The sequence below is a fragment of the Gordonibacter pamelaeae 7-10-1-b genome (assembly GCF_000210055.1).
Taxonomy (GTDB): Bacteria; Actinomycetota; Coriobacteriia; order Coriobacteriales; family Eggerthellaceae; genus Gordonibacter; species Gordonibacter pamelaeae.
On record NC_021021.1, the window covers coordinates 3,343,676 to 3,360,530 of the forward strand.

Here is a 16,855-nt window from a genome sequence, read left to right on the forward strand (position 1 = left end):
CGCCTGCTGGCGGCCGGCGACGACGACCTCTACGCCCGCGCCGCCGCCCTGGCCGCCGATGCGGTTGGGTCGATCGCCGGGTAGGCTTGCCCTTCGCGAAGATGCTGCGCACGTGCGTGCTCACCGTGTTGATGGACACCACGAGCTCGTCGCGGATGAACGGCCTGCTGCGGCCTTCGAGCAGCAGGGCGGCCACGTCCGTCTCGCGCTCGGTGAGGCCGAACCGGTTTTGCAGGTCGACGGCCTCGTCCAGGAAGATCGCCTCGGGCGCGGCCCGCGAGGCGGACGCGGCCTTCGGGTCCTCGGGCGCTCGGCCGCGTGGGGCGTGGCTGCCGTGGAACACCCAGTTCGGGTTGAATCCCGTGGCCATGGCCACGAACACCACGAGCGACATGAGCGCGATCGACAAGGCGACGATGCCCTGCATGTCGAGCGACTTCACGGCGAACAGGCCGCCGAGGCTGCCGAGGAAGATGCCCGCGCCCTCGCCAAGCGCATAGCGGCTGAACAGATCCACCGTGCCGCCGCCCTTGCGTCGAAGGTACTTGCATGCGCCGATCCAGCATCCGAACTGAACGCCGAACATGCCGAGGAAGTTGATGGCATAGGCCAGGATGCGCAGATCGACGTTGCCGTAGTCGATGATGATGGGCACGTAGCTCAGCATGAACAGCGGCAGGCTCCACCGGTACGCCAACGACACGTTCAGGTAGCGTGACATGCGCATGCACAGCAGCAGCATGACGAGCGACGTCACGCAGGCGAACGAGAACGGGATGAGGTAGTGGGTGAACCGGTTGCCCGACAGCTCGGGCGTGGAGAGGACGCGGAAGAACGCGATCTGCACCCATGAGGCGAACGCGAGCAGGGTGAACGATCGCAGCCCGCGATGGCCCGCCGCGCGGCCCTCCGCCCCGGCGTCAAAGGGAGGGCATGCATCGCCGCCGCGCGCAAGGTGCATGGAGCCGAAGCACATGGCGGCCACGAGCAAAAGCACGACGAGGCCGCTTTCCTTCGTGAGGAGGATGACGAAGTACAGCAAGAACGTGCAGCAGGCGATCGACTCCGGGCAGCTTGCGCGCGATCAGCATGCCCGCGATGCCGCCGAGCGCCTCGAACAGGCCGCAGGTGAGCCAGATATGCTCCAGGTGGTACGTGGTCGGCACGCAGGCGATGGGCTCCTTGGCCGAGGACAGCCCGCAACCGAACAGGGCGCAGTGCACCCACGCAAGAAAAAGCGCGAAGCCGATGGTCTCGCGCCAATGGGCCGATAGATTTTCACGGAAACGATCGATCATGCGCCCCTCCCTCGTATGGCGTAAGTATACCGGAGCGCCCTTGCCTGCCACTGTCGAAGTTGCGCACCAACAAGTTCCCGATCAGGTAAAACGATAATTTCACCGGATTAGGTGAGGCGTTCACGTTCAGGGTTCCGGACTTCTCGATCCGCAAAACACCCCGATCAGGTGATGATCTGCGCCTGATTAATCCGTAGACTCCACTGCGTCGTATCCAAGGACAAGGAGAGAGGTAAGGAGGAGGATATGGTTCAAGCGAACATGGATCGAAGGACGTTCGTCGAGGCGCTCGGCGCCTTGGGAGCCCTGTCGATCGCCGGCGTGGGGATAGGGTCCCAGCCGTCCGTGGCGGTGGCTGCGGAATCGGCGTTCCCGCCGCCGCAGACCGGCAAGCCCGTCGAGGCGAAGGTCGATCCCAAGACGGGCGACGTGTCCGTCAACGAGGACGTGATCGTGCGCTACTCGGGATGCGTGGGATGCTACCAATCGTGCGGCAACCGCATCAAGCTCGACCGCGCTACCGGCCGGGTGCTCGGCGTGGGCGGCAACCCCTACAATCCGTCGGGCGCCGTCAAGCCGCTTCCGTTCGAAGCGCCGCTCGAGGAGGCGTACCGTTCCATGAGCTACGCCAACGGGGCGGGAAACCTCACGCGCGGCACGATCTGCGGGCGCGGGAACGGCACGCTCGACGCGGTCAGCCAGCCCGGGCGCATCACCACGCCGCTCAAGCGCGCCGGCAAGCGCGGCGAGGGCAAGTGGAAGCCCATCGGCTGGGACCAGCTTCTCAAGGAGGTAACCGAGGGCGGCAAGCTGTTCGCCGAGATCGGGGAAGACCACGATATCGAGGGCTTCAAGGCCGTGCACGACACCGTCACGCCCATCAACCCCGAGCAGCCCGACCTGGGCCCGAAGTCCAACCAGATCATCATCTGGAACACGCGCGCCGACGGGCGTCGCCAGCTGAACGCGCGCTTCGCGCAGACCTTCGGCACGGTGAACAACTTCAGTCACAACTCCAGTTGAGGCGCTGCCGGCGGAGCGAGTTCGCTCTACAAGAACAGCAGCAATGGTTGCGGCCTCGATATCGACGAGTCCGAGTACATCCTTTGGAGCGGTGCCTTCCCCGGGGGCAACGGCGGGCTCCAGACGAACAGCAAGCACCTGATCCCCCGACTGCTCGACGGCTCTCTGAAGGTAGACGTTCTGGACCCGACTTTGGCGAACGGGCTCGTGACGCCCACGATGCCCGGTATCAACTGGATACCCATCAAGCCGGCGACCAACGGCGCGCTCTACGCCGCCATCGTGCAGATCATGATGCGCGACAAGACCTACAACGCCGACGTCCTGTCCTTCCCCCAGCAGAAAGCGGCCGAGGCCGCCGGGTACGGGGCGTTCACCAACGCGGCCTATCTCGTCATCGTCGACGAGAACCATCCGAACTACCGCAAGCTCATGCGCGCGGCCGATGCCGGCATCGACGTGCCGGAGGAGAAGACGGCGGACGGCATGGCGGTGCAGCACTACGTGGTCATCGACGCCGAGACGAACGAGGCGGCGGCCCACACCTCCTGCGACAAGGCCGTCTTCGACTACGAGGGCGAGGTGAACGGCGTGAAGGTGCGCACCGGCTTCGCCATGATGCGCGATACGGTGAACGCCTACACGCTTGAAGAGTATGCCGAGATCACCGGCGTTCCCGTCGCGGAGATCGAGCGCATGGCGAAAGAGTACACCTCCCATGGCGTGAAGGTGAGCGTCAACGCCGGGGCGGGCTCCACCGCCGGCGTGAACGGGTTCGACACCCCGAACGGCCGCGAGGTGCTCCGCGCGCTGGTCGGCTCGAACCAGATGACAGGCGGCTCGTTCCCGTCCGGCATGCCGAACGTCGAGGGCAAGGGCGCGGCCCGGTACGACCTGACCACGGTCAAGGGCCAGCCGGGCGTCACGACGAAGAACGCCACCATCCTGTCGCGCGGCGGCAAGGCATGGGAGAAGACCGACGAGTACAAGAACCGGGTGGCCAAGGGCGAGAAGGACCCCAAGCCGATGCTGGAGTGGTTCACGACCGGCACGCAGTCCGACTCGCAGGCGCTCATGTCCGTGGTCAACCAGTACCCCTACCAGTGCAAGATCATGATGACCTGGATGTGCAACGTCATCCAGGCAACCCCGGGCGCCATGCGCGACGAGGTCGTCGAGCGTCTGAAGGACCCCGCGGTGCTTCCCCTGCACATCGTGTGCGACGTCGTCATCGGCGAGATGGCGCAGGTGGCCGACTACATCGTGCCCGACGTGACGCAGTACGAGAGCTTCGGCCTCCCCTCGGGCGGCGGCAGCTACGGCGCCGAGGTGCGCTGGCAGGCGAAGACGCCCGAGACCCCCGAGCTCGAGGACGGGAGCTACCTGTGCTGGGAGACGCTCCTGATCGACGTGGCGAAGGCGTGCGGCCTGCCCGGCTGGGGCGAGGACGCGATCCCCGATGCCGAGGGCGCCATGCACCCCTTCAACAATGCGGCCGATTACTATTTGAAGGCGGTGGCGAACCTCGCCTACGCCGACACGCCCGTCGCCGACATCGACGAGGCCGAGATGAGGCTGCAGGGGCTCGACGAGCTCCCCAGGAACTTCAAGGCCGCGGTGAGCGAGGAGGAGTGGCCGAAGGTCCTCAACGTGCTCTCGCGCGGGGGCCGTGCATGGCCCGACGAGTACGTCCGGGGCGCGGACGGGCGGTACCGGTTCCTGAAGCCCTTCGAGACCTACATCTACAACGAGAAGCGCGCGCTGATGACGAACTGCTACTCCGGCAAGCGCCTTCCCGCCACGCTTGGCTACAACCCCCCGATGTTCAGCGACCTGTCGCTCATGACGGACCACTATTCCGTCGAGGAGTTCCCGTTCACGAACTCCGAGCACAAGCCCCGCTTCCGTTCCATCTCGATGCTCTCGAACAGCCCCATCATGCGCGATATCTGCGCGCACAACTACCTCGAGATCAACAAGGAGGACGCGGCGGAGCTCGGCATCAAGGACGGTGACACCGTGCGCGCCGTCACCCCGCTCGGGGACGTGTCCGAGGGCGAGGCGATGGTCCGCGGCGGCCAGGTGAAGGGCGCGTTCAGCGTGTCGTTCGGATACGGGCACAGCAATTACGGCGCGCAGGACATCGACATCGACGGCCAGGTGGCCAAGGGCAACCCGGCGATCGCCGCCGGCGTGCGCACGCACCAGATGCTGGACCCGCTCGTGTCGGTGGACGGCGTGCTCGGCATCCTCTCCGACCATGACGCGTCGAGCCCTGGGCGTTGCGGCAGCATGTTCAAAATCGAGAAGGCGTAAGGGGGTATGCGATCATGAGCGAAAAACGACTCGGCATGTTGATTGACCTTGCCCTCTGCATCGGCTGCAACGCCTGCGTGGTTGCGTGCAAGATGGAGAACGACGTGCCGCTGGGCTGCTTCAACACGTGGGTGGAGAGCTGGGATGTGGAAGACGGGGAGAGGACCCGCCGCGCCAACGTCCCCAAGCAGTGCAACCATTGCGAGAATCCCCAGTGCGTGAAGGTGTGCCCCACGGGCGCGAGCTACGTGGCGGACGACGGTACCGTGCAGATCGACGCCGAGAAGTGCATCGGATGCAAGTACTGCCTGGCCGCATGCCCGTACCAGGCGCGCTACGCGACCGAGTCCGGCATGGCCTCGGCAGCGGACAGGTCGAAGTAGTACAGCGACGGGCTCAGGCCCAGGTCGGAGTTCAGCACCTCGCCGCTGCCGGAGGCGAGCTTCTTCGAGATGTCGCTGTCCGGGTCGTTCAGGTCGCCGAAGTAGCGGGCGCTCGTCACGCAGGTGCCCACGCAGGCCGGAAGCATTCCCTCCGTGGTGCGGTGGTGGCAGAAGGAGCACTTCCCCGCCATGCCCGTCGTGTCCGCCGTGCACCGCGGCGGCAACGTCTACAAGCCGTTCGAGGGGTGATCCAGATGGTATGGGATGGATTTGTCGCGTTTTACCTGTTCCTCGCCGGGCTCGGCGCAGGGGCTTTCGTTCTGGGGGTGCTCGCGGGCTGGGCTAAGAACCCGGCGCCGCGCATGAAGAAGATCGCATTCCTGGTCGTGCTCGTAACGGTGGCCGTCGGCACGCTGGTCCTGGTGTTCGACGCGAAAGCCGGTCTCGGCAACCCGATGCGCTTCTTCCTGCTGGTGACGAACCTCTCGTCGGTCATGGCGTGGGGCGTCATCATACTGAGCGCGTTCCTCGTCGTCGCCTTCGTCGACCTCGTCATCCTCATGGTGAAGAAGAAGACGCCGAAGGCGCTCGATATCGTCGGCCTGGCGCTGTCCGTTTGCGTGGCCGCCTACACCGGCGTGCTGCTGGGCGACGCGGGCGTGGCGTTCCCGCTGTGGAACATGGCCGTCCTGCCGATCCTCTTCGTGGTGTCGGCGGCTTCGACGGGTTTCGCAGCCGTGCTCCTGGTCACCCGCCTCGCGGCGCCGGACGAGGCGGCCGGCCTTCCGTTGTTGGCGAAAGCGAGCTTGGTCCTGCCTGTTCTCGAGCTTGTTTTGGTGGTTGTCCTGCTGGCGGTGACGGCGTCGGTGCAAGGCTCGGCGGCCGAAGCGGCGGCGGCTTCGGTGGGTGCCTTGGTGAGCGGCGCCTACGCCGTGCCGTTCTGGTTGGGCTTCGTCGGCATCGGCCTGGTCCTCCCGTTCTGCCTCGAGCTGCTGGGCCGCAGGAAGGCCGGCGCCGGCGAGGCAGCCGGTTCCAGCAAGGCGCTGGCCATAGCCGGCGAGCTGGGCGTGCTGGTGGGCGGCTTCATGCTGCGCTACCTGGTGATCATGGCCGCTTTGCCGGTCGTCCTGGCTTAACGGCCGATTGTTGAGAGGAATGTGCTTTGAACGACGTATCGACGTTTCATGACGAGGTCCGGCGCGTGCACGGCTGCAGCGTGCTTTTGAGCGCATGCGCCGCCGCGTTGCTCAACGAGCCGACCGAGCAGGTTGTTCAGGACGTGCGTCGCGTTGCAGAGGCGCTGGGGGATACCCGCTTCGACGGGGTCGAACCCGGCGCCCCTCTCACCCAGCGGTACTACGACCGGTTCTTCGTTTCCGCAAGCCCCTTCTTCGTGCCTTTGAGCGAAAGCAGCGTTCGCGGCGCATTCGACGAGGATGGCCGTACCGTCTACGCTTCCACCCATAGCTCGAAGGGGGACCACGCGTTTCTCTGCTACGAGGCCGCGGGCTTCGACTATCGCGCGCTGGGCGGGTTCGAGCCGGCGGTCAAGGCCCTCAAGCCCGATTCGCTCGCTTGCGAACTGGCGTTTCTCGCTGCTTTAGGCTTCCATGCCGCACAGGCGGACGACGAGGCGTGCGCCTGTGCGAGCATCAGGCTCTTCGAGGAGTTCGCTCGCGAGCACGTAGGGGCTTGGATCTCGCAAGCGGCGCGTTGCCTGGCGGCGGCGGACGACGACTTCTATGCCCGCGTCGTCGCCTTCGCGGCCGAAACCTTGCAGGCGCTGGCGGCGCGGCGCTAGCAGACGCAGGCTGTCCGGTCGCCCGGGCCGCCATGTGCTGAAGTTCGGTCCGGCCATGGGCAGGCGCCCCTTTGCGGGCGCGGAGCCGCCGCCCGCGCCCGCCTCCTTTTCGGAACTGCATATTTCTTGCCGAAACACCGAAAATAATGCAAACTGCGCTCATAAACCTCGCAAAAGTCGTATACTAGCCCTCGACCTTTAAGGCGGTACGGAGAGACCGACAAGGTGCGCAGCATAGCTTTCCCAGGATCACGTGCGCCTTTGTCCCCGACGAAGGCGTTTTTTCGTATATGCTGCCCGAGCGGAAGGAAGATTTTGAGCGAGATTGCGAACAAGCTCTTGGAGGGCACGTCGAAGCCGGCGCCCCGGCCGGCGATGCTCGTGCTGGAGGACGGCGCGGCGTTCCGCGGCACGTCATGCGCCGCCGAAGGCGAGGTGTACGGCGAGATCTGCTTCAACACGTCGCTCGAGGGCTACCTTGAGGTGGTGACCGACCCGTCGTACGCCGGTCAGATCGTCACCATGACGTATCCGCAGATCGGCAACTACGGCGTGAATCCCGATGACGCCCAGGCGGGCGAGCCTGCGCTGCGCGGCCTGGTGGTGCGCGATATGTGCACGGCGCCTTCGAACTGGCGCAGCGTCCTGAGCCTGCCCGACTACCTGCGCGATCACGGCGTGGTGGCCGTGGAGGGCGTGGACACCCGCGCGCTCGTGCGCCACGTGCGCGATTGCGGCGCCCAGCGTGCCGTGCTCTCCACCGTCGACGTGGACGAGGCGAGCCTTTTGCGCAAGGTGCGCGCGAGCGAGCCCCTCGTGGGGCAGAACCTCGCCGCCACGGTGTCGTGCGAGAAGCCGCACGCCGTGGGCGCAGGCGACCTGCCTGCGAGCCATGCGTTCGCCGTCGCGCCCGCCGTTCCCGCGTGCCACCGCGTGGTCGCCTACGACTGCGGCGCGAAGCGCTCCATCCTGCAGAACCTCGTGCGCTCGGGCTGCGAGCTCACGGTCGTGCCGTGGGACACGCCGGCGGAAGAGGTGCTGGCCATGGCCCCCGACGGCGTGTTCCTGTCCAACGGTCCCGGCGACCCCGAGGCCGTGGAGGGCACCTACTCGCAGGTGGAGAAGATCTTGGGCCAGGTGCCCGTGTTCGGCATCTGCCTCGGGCACCAGATGATCGCGAAGGCCGCCGGCGCCGCCATCGAGAAGCTCAAGTTCGGCCACCGCGGCGGCAACCACCCCGTGATGAACCTGCTCACCGGCCGCGTGGAGATCACGGCGCAGAACCACGGCTTCGGCCTGGTGTTCCCGAGTCTGGGCGAGCTCGTGCCCGAGCTCTCGGGCGGCTTCAAGGGCCACGAGGACGACCTGCGCTTCTGGGCGCGCGCCGGTATCGCGCCGGTCGTGGACAACCCGCGCTTCGGCCGCATCCGCCTCACGCACGTGAACTTGAACGACGGCACGGCCGAGGGCGTCGCCTTCCTCGACATCCCCGCGTTCAGCGTGCAGTACCACCCCGAGGCCTCGCCCGGCCCTACCGACGCCCACTACCTGTTCACCGCCTTCGGCCGCCTCATGGACGGCCGCGAGGACTACCTCGACATCGACATCGCCGCCGACCGCCTCGCCGGCTGGACCTTCGGCGAGCAGGCCGCCACCGTGGCGGGGGCGGAAGGAGGCTCCCATGCCTAAGCGCGACGACATCAAGACCATCCTCGTCATCGGGTCCGGACCCATCGTCATCGGGCAGGCGTGCGAGTTCGACTACTCGGGTGCGCAGGCGTGCAAGGTGCTGAAGGCCGACGGCTACCGCGTGGTGCTGGTCAACAGCAACCCCGCCACCATCATGACCGACCCGGGGCTGGCCGACCGCACCTACGTGGAGCCCATCACGCCCGAGTTCGTGGAGCAGGTCATCGTGAAGGAGCGCCCCGACGCGCTTTTGCCCACGCTCGGCGGCCAGACCGGCCTCAATACGGCCGTCGACCTCGCGCGCGCCGGCATCCTGGACAAGTACGGCGTGGAGATGATCGGCTGCGACCTGGCCGCCATCGAGCGCGGCGAGGACCGCAAGCTCTTCAACGAGTGCATGGCCGAGCTCGGCATAGAGACGTCGAGAAGCGGCTACGCCTACTCCCTGGCCGACGCCGAGGCCATCGTGGCCGAGCTCGGCTATCCTGTGGTGCTGCGCCCCTCGTTCACGCTCGGCGGCGCGGGCGGCGGCATCGCGCACGATCAGGCCGAGCTGCACGAGATCGTGGGGCAGGGCCTGGAGCTGTCGCCGGCCGGAGAGGTGCTCGTGGAGGAGAGCATCGAGGGCTGGAAGGAATACGAGATGGAGGTCATGCGCGACCATGCCGGCAACGGCATCATCGTGTGCTCCATCGAGAACTTCGACGCCATGGGCGTGCACACGGGCGACTCCATCACGGTGGCCCCCGCGCAGACGCTCTCGGACGTGGAGTACCAGCGCATGCGCGCGGCGTCGCTCGCCATCCTGGAGAAGATCGGCGTGGAGACGGGCGGCTCCAACGTGCAGTTCGCCGTCAACCCCGACAACGGCCGCATGATCGTGATCGAGATGAACCCCCGCGTGTCGCGCTCCTCGGCGCTTGCGTCGAAGGCCACGGGCTTCCCCATCGCGAAGGCGGCGGCGAAGCTGGCCGTGGGCTACACGCTCGACGAGATCGTGAACGACATCACGAAGGCCACCCCGGCGTGCTTCGAGCCCTCCATCGACTACTGCGTGGTGAAGGTGCCGCGCTTCGCGTTCGAGAAGTTCCAGGGCGCCGACGACACGCTGTCCACGCGCATGAAGGCCGTGGGCGAGGTCATGGCCATCGGCCGCACGTTCGAGGAGGCGCTCGGCAAGGCCATGCGCTCGCTGGAGAACGGACGCTCGGGCCTGGGCGCGGACGGGAAGGACGCGGGCCTGCCGGACGGCGAGGCGTTCGACGACCTCGTGGCACGCCCCACGGCCGACCGCGTGTTCTACCTGGCCGAGGCGCTGCGCCGCGGCTGGACGGTGGAGCGCGTATGCGCGGCCACCGGCATCGACCCCTTCTTCATCTCGCGCATGGCCGACATCGTGCGCGTGCAGGAGAACCTGCGCGGCATGCACCTCGATGAGCTGGATGCCGATGCGTTCCGCCTGCTCAAGCGCATGGGCCTCTCCGACGCGCAGATCGCGCACCTCACGGGCGCGGACGAGCTCACCGTGCGCACGTGCCGCAAGCTCTTGGGCGTGAAGCCGGCGTTCAAGACCGTCGACACCTGCGCGGCCGAGTTCCCCAGCTCCACGGCCTACCACTACAAGACCTATGACGCCGACGAGACCGAGGTGGCGCCCAAGACGCGCCGCCGCGCCATGATCCTCGGCGCGGGCCCGAACCGCATCGGCCAGGGCATCGAGTTCGACTACTGCTGCGTGCACGCGTCTTACGCGCTCGCCGAGGCCGGCTTCGAGACCATCATGGTGAACTGCAACCCCGAGACCGTGTCCACCGACTACGACACCTCCGACAAGCTGTACTTCGAGCCGCTCACGTTCGAGGACGTCATGGACATCGTGGACGTGGAGCGCCCGGACGGCGTGGTGGTCACGCTCGGCGGCCAGACGCCGCTCAAGCTGGCGAACGCGCTCGCGGAGGCGGGGGTGCCCATCATGGGGACCTCGCCGGAGGCGATCGACCTGGCCGAGGACCGCGACCGCTTCAGCGCCATCCTCGACGAGATGGCCATCACCTACCCGGCCGCCGGCATGGCCTCCACCTACCAGGAGGCCTGCGTCGTGGCCGACCAGATAGGCTTCCCCCTGCTCGTGCGCCCGAGCTACGTGCTGGGCGGGCGCGGCATGGGCATCGTGTACGACGGCGCCCAGCTGGAGAAGTACATGGCCGAGGCCGCGAAGATCTCGCCCGACCACCCGGTGTACCTCGACCGCTTCCTCGAGGGCGCGGTGGAGGTGGACCTCGACGCGCTCTGCGATGGGAGCCAGGTGTACGTGGGCGGCGTGCTCGAGCACATCGAGATGGCCGGCATCCACTCGGGCGACTCGGCCTGCTGCACGCCGCCGTTCGCGCTGTCCGAGGCGCTCGTGTCGCAGCTGCGCTCCGTCGCGCGCGATCTGGCGCTGCGCCTGGGCGTGGTGGGGCTCATCAACATCCAGTTCGCCATCAAGGACCAGGTCATCTACATCATCGAGGCCAACCCGCGCGCCAGCCGCACCGTGCCGTTCGTGTCGAAGGCCACGGGCGTGCCGCTGGCGAAGATGGCCGCGCGCATCATGGCGGGCGAGAAGATCGCCGACCTGGGCCTGCCGCCCGACGACCGCCGCCTCGAGCACTACAGCGTGAAGGAGGCCGTCATGCCCTTCGGCCGCTTCCCGGGAGCGGACACGGTGCTCGGCCCCGAGATGAAGTCCACCGGCGAGGTCATGGGCATCGCCGGCAACTTCCCGGCTGCGTTCGCCAAGACGCAGCTGGCCATCAGCTACGCGCTGCCCGAGGGCGGCACCGTGTTCATCAGCGTGTGCGACCGCGACAAGCGCGCCATCGTGTCCATCGCGCGTGACATCGTGCGCCTAGGCTTCAAGGTGGTGGCCACGGGCGGCACGGCCCGCGCCCTGCGAGCGGCCGGCGTGGACTGCGAGGAAGTGAAGAAGGTGCACGAGGGCGCGCCCAACGTGCTCGATCGCATCGCCGCCGGCGAGATAGCGCTCATGATCAACACGCCGTTCGGCCACGCCACGCGCGCCGACGGCTACGAGCTGCGCCTGGAGGCCGTGAAGCACGGCGTGACCCACGTCACGAACCTGGCCGGCGCCCAGGCCATGGTGGCCGGCATGGAAATGGCCCGCGCGAACGGCCTCACTGTGGTGGCCTTGCAGGACCTTCCCCAGTGGGGGTAGGCGTTCAAGGCGGGCGGCGATCCTTCGTCGCCCGCCTGTCGTCTGCCATCTGAAACGTCGCCGCCTATTACAGTCCGAAGATCGAGGCAACGTACGACAGCACGAGGCCCATATCGTCCTCGCTCGCCTGCGCGAGCCGTTTGCACCTTCGATTCGACAGGTCGACCGTTCTCACCTGCTCGACGCACACGAAACCGCGCACCTCCTCATGGTCGATGCCCACATGCAGGGGGTACCCGTTGTTCACGGAGGTGATAGGGCAGACGGCTGTTAGGCTGGAACGCGCATTGAACGTGTTCGAGCTGACCACGAGGGCGGGACGGTACTTGTTCGGCTCATGCCCTACCGACGGCTCGAAGTCGACCGCGATGATATCGCCTTGCTCGCAGATCATCACCATATCTCCTTGCCAACCGGTTCGCCCCAGTCGATCTCGTCGCCAACGCACGGCCAATCCTCGGGCGGTTCGTACGTGCCCGTCCAACCTTCGAACAGCTCGTCGAGATCGACCGGATGCGTCGCGAACCTTCGGCGCTGCGGCTTCAGCTCGATGCCCGCAGCTCCTTCCTCGATAATCAGCTTGTCGCCGACGGACAGCCCGTATTTGTCGCACAGGCTTTTCGGAATGAGCACCCCTTGGCTATTGCCCCATTTCGTCAGAGTCGCGTATACCATGGCACTCCTTTCATGTATAAACATCGTATAAACATTATAGCATGCACTATGGGCCATGCCAATCACCGCAGCGGTCAGCCGTCCAGGAACTCCGCGAGCAGGCGGTCGGGGTCTTCCAGGAAGCGGTGGAGGGCGTCCCATTCCATGGTCTGCTCAAGGCCCACGCGGCGCACCTCATCCTCGAACTGGTAGATGACCGCCCCCGGCGCCGAGAGCAGGATGGGGGAGTGCGTGGCCACGACCAGCTGCGAGCCCGCGTTCGCCAGCCGCAGTATCTCGGCCAGGAGCGCCACCTGCCCCAGCTGCGAGAGCCCCGTCTCGGGCTCGTCGAGCACATAGAACCCCTCGCCGCCGAAGCGGCGCGACACGAGCGCGAGGATGCCCTCGCCATGCGAGCGGGCGTGCAGCGACCGTCCACCGAAGTAGCGACGGTCGTCCTCGAGCGCGTCCATCTCCGATATGAGGTTGAACAGCGTGTCCGAGCGCACGAGGAAGCTGTCGCGCGGCCGGCAGATGCCCCTGAGCAGGCGCACGTGGTCGCAGAGTTCGGAGTGGTCGTCGTGCACGGAGAACGTGTAGTTGCGCGAGCCGCCCTCGGGGTTGAGGCCGTAGGCGATGCCCATCGCCTCCAGCAGCGTCGACTTGCCCGTCCCGTTCTCGCCGCAGAAGAACGTGATGCGCTGGGCCAGGTCGAGCTCATGCAGGCTCGCGATGGCCGGCACGTCGAACGGGTACGCGTCCCGGCGGGGAACGCCTGCCCAGTCGATGGCGAGCGAGGTGACGAAGACGTCGTCGCGCATCAGGACGTCTGTGGCTCGTCCACGCGTTTCATCAGGTGAGCGGCCACCTCGGGGAAGTCGCGCACGACGCGCATGAGCGTGTCGGCCGTGCGGTTCTGGAACACCGAGCCCCTCTCCCAGCGCACGACCGTCTTCGGCCCCGCGCCGATGAGCTTCTCGAACTTGGCCTGCGAGAGTCCCAGGCTCTGCCGAAGCTCTCGCACCTCGTCGCCCGAGAGCAGCCCGTTGTCACGCTTGTACTGGTCGACCGCTCGCCGGTGGATATCGCCGTCCATTCCGCTCTCAAGGTAGATTTCGCCGCAGCTTGCGCATAGGCAGTAATCAGCGTCGTCGACGATGATTTGCTCGCCCTTCACATCCCATTCGATAGGTCCATGGATGTCCATGATCTTTCCGCCGCATACTGGGCATTTCGTCATCATCACCATGTATAACCCCATTCCTTGCACGACATCAGCATGACGGTGGCCACATCGCCTTCGACGATGAATTTCACGTAAAAACAACCGCAAACGCCGTCTTCGTCGTAGTCGCAGCAGTACACGTCAGCCCAAGAACCATCGTTTCGTCTCGGTTCGAGTGATTTTACGAACTCGTTGTCCTGAAGAGAAAGCATTATACGTCGCGCGAGGATTGGGCTGAAACCGTGGTTTCGCAGCCATGACGTGCCCTTCTTCGAAGCGCTGTACCGTCCTTCCCGCACCAATCGTTTCACTTCAGCGAGATCGTAACGTGGTCCTTTTCCGTTCATGGTAGCACCACGCTACCATCTACAGTATACGGAACGGACACGTGGAATGCAAGAGGGCAAAGCATAGTCGCCACCTCCTTGTCGATCACGGCTGTCCCCGAGAGGGTTAGGAGGTCGCTCCAGCCACTACTAGAACTTATGTACGTATAATAGCATAGCGTGCTCAATAATAGAACATGTGTTTGCAAAAATTCTAGAGATGGTCTTGGTGCGAGACGTCTTCAACGGGATTTGCTACACTGACCGAGCCGCGCCACGACGAGCCGAGGAGGCCTGCCTCATGGAGGAAGAGCTGACGTTTTCAACCCGCGAGAAGTTCCGCGCTTGGCTGCGCGCCCACGGCGAGGCGGGCGGGGGCGTGTGGCTCGTGTTCGGCAAACCGGGCGGACGCAAGACGCTCAAGGCGTCCGAGGCGCTGGAGGAGGCGCTCTGCTTCGGGTGGATCGACGGGCGCATGCAGCGCATCGACGACGCGTCCTACCGCAAGTACTTCGCGCCGCGCCGTGCGAAGAGCGTCTGGTCCGACAAGAACAAGGCGCTTGCGGTCGAGCTCGAGGAGCGGGGCCTCATGACCGATGCGGGCCGGCGCGCCATGGAGGCCGCCAAGCGAAACGGCTGCTGGGATGCCAAGAAGGCCCCGGACGTCACCGAGGACGACACCGCCGCCCTCGAAGCGCTCATCGCCGGCCACGAGCCGGCGGCCTCGAACTTCCAGGCCATGTCGCCCTCGGTGCGGCGCACCTACACGCGCGCGTACTTCGACGCCAAGACCGACGCCGGCCGCGAGAAGCGCCTCGCCTGGATGCTCGACCGCCTCGACCGCAACCTCAAGCCCATGTAGCAGGGGCCGCGCTCGCCGTGTCATCGGCGTGCTTGGGGGTTCGGCGATCAATCCTTCTTCGCTCTCGGCGGGCGGACGGACCCGCGCTTGATCCCGATGTCGAGCGCGGCCAGCGCGTCCAGCGCCTCATGGGCGGCGGCGTCCGCCTGCGCGGCGTCGAGGCCCCGTTCGTCGACGACCTCGCGCACGGCCGCCGCATAGTCGCGCCTGTGCCGCTCGTTCAGCTTGGTCCAGTTCACGTGCGCGAATCCGTCGGCCATCGCACGGTCGAAGGGCAGCCGCCCCTGCGCCATGAGCACGGCGATCACGGGGTAGCCCGCGTAGCCCTGCCAGTACGTGGCGCTGTCGTTCGACGAGTACACGGCGCCGTCCTCGCTCCATGTCACCGTGTAGGCCTTCTCGCCGTTCGACGAGGCCACCGACGCGCGCCGCTTCTCGGCGTCGAGCGCCACGCGCCCGTCCGCCAGCGCGCTCCACGCCTCGAACACCTTCGCTAAAGGCGGCAGCTTCTCCATCATCGCTCCTTTTCTCGCTCCTACTCGACGTATCCTGCCGAGGCAGTATACCCCGGCTTCCGAGGTGTGACGCCGAAACAGGGTCGGCATGTCGAAAACGGGTTGGTTTGGCAATGGTCAACTTTGGATAACTTCGAAGGAGAAGAAGATCATCAGGGGTTTTGCTGGCGTTTGGGTTTTGAAGCAGGATTCAGGCCATGCCGAATTTGCCAAATCGTTCGTTTTTTGACACCTGGGCAAGAATTCGCGGGCACCGCGCGAAACCCCCCATCCCTCTACGACGACCTGCGCGACCTCATGGCGCCGCACGCGCTCTCACGGCGGCGGGGGTCGCATCAGAGCTGGAAGCGCCGGCTATCCAACGGAAACTCCGCACCTGCTCGACGCTCGTCTCGTCCACGAAAGGTCGTTTCTCTGCCGAAGGGCTTCGCTCCTAATCCTGCTTATTGCAGTATAATGCGTTCGGTTCGCAGGGGGCGGCAGGGGGAAGCGGGAAGGAGGCCGAGCACGTGAAGGTTGCCGTCGTCGGATACGCCGGTTCGGGGAAATCCACGTTCGCCCGCAGGCTGGGCGATGCGCTCTGCATTCCGGTGCAGCATCTCGACCAGGTGTTCTACACTTCGAATTGGCAGGAGCGTGATAAGGGGGAGGCGCGGGACCTTGCCGAGGCGTTCCTCGACGTCAACGACGCCTGGGTCGTAGACGGGACCTACCATAGGCTCGCCCTCGCGCGCCGGCTGGAGGCGGCGGACGTCATCGTGATCTTCGCTTTTCCGCGTCGCACCTGCTTGGCTCAAGCGTGGCGCCGCTCCCGCCGCTATGCGCATCGCGTTCGCCCCGACATGGCCGACGGCTGCATTGAGCGGCTCGACGCGGAGTTCGTTCTATGGCTGGTTTGGAAAGGCCGCACGCGCTCGCATCGAAAGCGCTTCGAGGAGATCCGCCGCGACTATGCGGAAAAAACGGTCGTCGTGAGGAGCCGCGACGAGGTGGAACGGCTTTTCTGCCGCCTCGCCGCATCGCCGTCTTCGAACTGAGGCTGCGAAACGGGCTGGGCTCCCATGGTCTTTTCCTTGGCATTTCGGCCTGTCAGATGCGTGCCCGGCCGCGCAGATGCTACAATCGGCCATCGGGAGACGAAGAACGCGCGCCGTCGGGCACAACCGCGGCGGCGCACAACCGAAAGGACGAACGTGGCACTCGTCAACGAGCGGGCGCGCATCCTCGCCAACGGGGAAGTCGGCCCCAACCTCTACCTCATGGAGCTCGCGGCCCCGCGCATCGCGGCCAGCATCGAGCCGGGGCAGTTCGTGCATATGAAGGTGCCGAACATGGAGGCGCACATCCTGCGCCGCCCGTTCTCGGTATACGCGCGCGACACGGCTGCCGGGACGCTCGAGATACTCTACCAGGCCGTGGGCTTCGGCACCGACCACATGACGCGCATCGAGCCCGAGCGCTGCGAGCACGTCTCGGGAGCAGAGCTCGTCGGCCCCGTCGGGCGCGCTTGGCAGCCGCCCGCGGACGCGCGCCGGGCGCTCCTCGT

The 16,855-nt window shown here is 66.2% G+C and carries 19 protein-coding genes; 10 read left to right on the plus strand and 9 right to left on the minus strand.

What is annotated here, in order from left to right; all coding sequences use genetic code 11:
* The coding region (locus tag GPA_RS15340) for a response regulator transcription factor (RefSeq protein ID WP_167536689.1) at window positions 1-997 on the minus strand (997 nt) is incomplete at its 3' end.
* A complete protein-coding gene (locus GPA_RS18525; protein ID WP_156791081.1) occupies window positions 921-1,298 on the minus strand; it encodes a hypothetical protein in 378 nt (125 codons plus the stop codon). The genes GPA_RS18525 and GPA_RS15340, both read right to left, overlap by 77 nt.
* Window positions 1,299-1,544: 246 nt before the next feature.
* On the opposite strand from GPA_RS18525, the gene GPA_RS20465 reads away from it, so the two are divergent.
* The 3 genes from GPA_RS20465 (at window position 1,545) to GPA_RS15360 (ending at window position 5,020) form a co-directional block, all read left to right on the plus strand.
* Entirely contained in the window at window positions 1,545-2,321 is a 777-nt protein-coding gene (locus tag GPA_RS20465; RefSeq protein WP_015540430.1) for a molybdopterin-dependent oxidoreductase, read from the plus strand.
* 192 nt (window positions 2,322-2,513) lie between these two features.
* The gene (locus GPA_RS15355; protein WP_041239770.1) at window positions 2,514-4,637 is read left to right on the plus strand and encodes a molybdopterin dinucleotide binding domain-containing protein; all 2,124 of its coding nucleotides are present in this window, start codon (window positions 2,514-2,516) and stop codon (window positions 4,635-4,637) included.
* Between the two features lie 14 nt (window positions 4,638-4,651).
* The gene (locus tag GPA_RS15360; RefSeq protein ID WP_049784200.1) at window positions 4,652-5,020 is read left to right on the plus strand and encodes a 4Fe-4S binding protein; all 369 of its coding nucleotides are present in this window, start codon (window positions 4,652-4,654) and stop codon (window positions 5,018-5,020) included.
* Here GPA_RS15360 and GPA_RS15365 read toward each other — a convergent pair.
* On the minus strand, window positions 4,972-5,211 hold the full coding sequence (locus GPA_RS15365; RefSeq protein WP_156791083.1) for a 4Fe-4S dicluster domain-containing protein: 240 nt from the start codon (window positions 5,209-5,211) through the stop codon (window positions 4,972-4,974). The genes GPA_RS15360 and GPA_RS15365 overlap by 49 nt on opposite strands.
* Before the next feature lie 63 nt (window positions 5,212-5,274).
* Here GPA_RS15365 and nrfD point away from each other — a divergent pair, with 63 nt between their 5' ends.
* The 4 genes from nrfD (at window position 5,275) to carB (ending at window position 11,727) form a co-directional block, all read left to right on the plus strand.
* Window positions 5,275-6,156, plus strand: coding sequence for an NrfD/PsrC family molybdoenzyme membrane anchor subunit (gene nrfD, locus GPA_RS15370; RefSeq protein WP_041239771.1), 882 nt, complete (start codon window positions 5,275-5,277; stop codon window positions 6,154-6,156).
* Between the two features lie 107 nt (window positions 6,157-6,263).
* The gene (locus GPA_RS15375; protein ID WP_167536690.1) at window positions 6,264-6,821 is read left to right on the plus strand and encodes a molecular chaperone TorD family protein; all 558 of its coding nucleotides are present in this window, start codon (window positions 6,264-6,266) and stop codon (window positions 6,819-6,821) included.
* 315 nt (window positions 6,822-7,136) lie between these two features.
* Window positions 7,137-8,510, plus strand: coding sequence for a glutamine-hydrolyzing carbamoyl-phosphate synthase small subunit (carA, locus tag GPA_RS15380; protein ID WP_041239773.1), 1,374 nt, complete (start codon window positions 7,137-7,139; stop codon window positions 8,508-8,510).
* A complete protein-coding gene (gene carB, locus GPA_RS15385; protein WP_015540432.1) occupies window positions 8,503-11,727 on the plus strand; it encodes a carbamoyl-phosphate synthase large subunit in 3,225 nt (1,074 codons plus the stop codon). The genes carA and carB overlap by 8 nt, the downstream gene beginning before the upstream one ends.
* Window positions 11,728-11,794: 67 nt before the next feature.
* On the opposite strand, the gene GPA_RS15390 is transcribed toward carB, so the two are convergent.
* From GPA_RS15390 to GPA_RS17620, 5 genes are all read right to left on the minus strand, one after another.
* Window positions 11,795-12,121, minus strand: a complete 327-nt coding sequence (locus tag GPA_RS15390; RefSeq protein WP_114568753.1) for a type II toxin-antitoxin system PemK/MazF family toxin — start codon at window positions 12,119-12,121, stop codon at window positions 11,795-11,797.
* Complete coding sequence (locus GPA_RS15395) at window positions 12,121-12,402, minus strand: AbrB/MazE/SpoVT family DNA-binding domain-containing protein (RefSeq protein ID WP_041239774.1); 282 nt, start codon at window positions 12,400-12,402, stop codon at window positions 12,121-12,123. The genes GPA_RS15390 and GPA_RS15395 overlap by 1 nt, the downstream gene beginning before the upstream one ends.
* A gap of 74 nt (window positions 12,403-12,476) precedes the next feature.
* Window positions 12,477-13,202, minus strand: coding sequence for an AAA family ATPase (locus GPA_RS15400; protein ID WP_015540434.1), 726 nt, complete (start codon window positions 13,200-13,202; stop codon window positions 12,477-12,479).
* Window positions 13,202-13,630 carry a type II TA system antitoxin MqsA family protein gene (locus GPA_RS15405; protein ID WP_156791084.1) on the minus strand — a complete coding sequence of 143 codons (429 nt, stop codon included), beginning with the start codon at window positions 13,628-13,630 and terminating at the stop codon, window positions 13,202-13,204. The genes GPA_RS15400 and GPA_RS15405 overlap by 1 nt, the downstream gene beginning before the upstream one ends.
* Complete coding sequence (locus GPA_RS17620; RefSeq protein WP_083809180.1) at window positions 13,624-13,953, minus strand: type II toxin-antitoxin system MqsR family toxin; 330 nt, start codon at window positions 13,951-13,953, stop codon at window positions 13,624-13,626. The genes GPA_RS15405 and GPA_RS17620 overlap by 7 nt, the downstream gene beginning before the upstream one ends.
* Before the next feature lie 280 nt (window positions 13,954-14,233).
* On the opposite strand from GPA_RS17620, the gene GPA_RS15410 reads away from it, so the two are divergent.
* Entirely contained in the window at window positions 14,234-14,794 is a 561-nt protein-coding gene (locus GPA_RS15410) for a YdeI/OmpD-associated family protein (RefSeq protein ID WP_015540436.1), read from the plus strand.
* A 47-nt stretch (window positions 14,795-14,841) separates the two neighbouring features.
* Here the strand turns inward: GPA_RS15410 and GPA_RS15415 are convergent, their stop codons facing one another.
* On the minus strand, window positions 14,842-15,309 hold the full coding sequence (locus tag GPA_RS15415; protein WP_041239775.1) for a hypothetical protein: 468 nt from the start codon (window positions 15,307-15,309) through the stop codon (window positions 14,842-14,844).
* A 509-nt stretch (window positions 15,310-15,818) separates the two neighbouring features.
* On the opposite strand from GPA_RS15415, the gene GPA_RS15420 reads away from it, so the two are divergent.
* The gene (locus tag GPA_RS15420) at window positions 15,819-16,346 is read left to right on the plus strand and encodes a P-loop NTPase family protein (RefSeq protein ID WP_049784202.1); all 528 of its coding nucleotides are present in this window, start codon (window positions 15,819-15,821) and stop codon (window positions 16,344-16,346) included.
* Window positions 16,347-16,502: 156 nt separating this feature from the next.
* Window positions 16,503-16,855: oxidoreductase (locus GPA_RS15425; protein ID WP_041240668.1), on the plus strand; the 353-nt coding region annotated here is incomplete at its 3' end.

Bases quoted from the DNA above. Each gene is read 5' to 3' on its own strand.
- GPA_RS20465 (WP_015540430.1), top strand. From the start codon at position 1,545: ATGGTTCAAGCGAACATGGATCGAAGGACGTTCGTCGAGGCGCTCGGC.
- GPA_RS15400 (WP_015540434.1), bottom strand. From the start codon at position 13,202: ATGCGCGACGACGTCTTCGTCACCTCGCTCGCCATCGACTGGGCAGGC.
- carB (WP_015540432.1), top strand. From the start codon at position 8,503: ATGCCTAAGCGCGACGACATCAAGACCATCCTCGTCATCGGGTCCGGA.
- GPA_RS15405 (WP_156791084.1), bottom strand. From the start codon at position 13,630: ATGGTGATGATGACGAAATGCCCAGTATGCGGCGGAAAGATCATGGAC.
- GPA_RS15360 (WP_049784200.1), top strand. From the start codon at position 4,652: ATGAGCGAAAAACGACTCGGCATGTTGATTGACCTTGCCCTCTGCATC.
- GPA_RS15415 (WP_041239775.1), bottom strand. From the start codon at position 15,309: ATGGAGAAGCTGCCGCCTTTAGCGAAGGTGTTCGAGGCGTGGAGCGCG.
- GPA_RS15390 (WP_114568753.1), bottom strand. From the start codon at position 12,121: ATGATCTGCGAGCAAGGCGATATCATCGCGGTCGACTTCGAGCCGTCG.
- GPA_RS18525 (WP_156791081.1), bottom strand. From the start codon at position 1,298: ATGATCGATCGTTTCCGTGAAAATCTATCGGCCCATTGGCGCGAGACC.
- GPA_RS15410 (WP_015540436.1), top strand. From the start codon at position 14,234: ATGGAGGAAGAGCTGACGTTTTCAACCCGCGAGAAGTTCCGCGCTTGG.
- GPA_RS17620 (WP_083809180.1), bottom strand. From the start codon at position 13,953: ATGAACGGAAAAGGACCACGTTACGATCTCGCTGAAGTGAAACGATTG.
- nrfD (WP_041239771.1), top strand. From the start codon at position 5,275: ATGGTATGGGATGGATTTGTCGCGTTTTACCTGTTCCTCGCCGGGCTC.
- GPA_RS15365 (WP_156791083.1), bottom strand. From the start codon at position 5,211: ATGGCGGGGAAGTGCTCCTTCTGCCACCACCGCACCACGGAGGGAATG.
- GPA_RS15395 (WP_041239774.1), bottom strand. From the start codon at position 12,402: ATGGTATACGCGACTCTGACGAAATGGGGCAATAGCCAAGGGGTGCTC.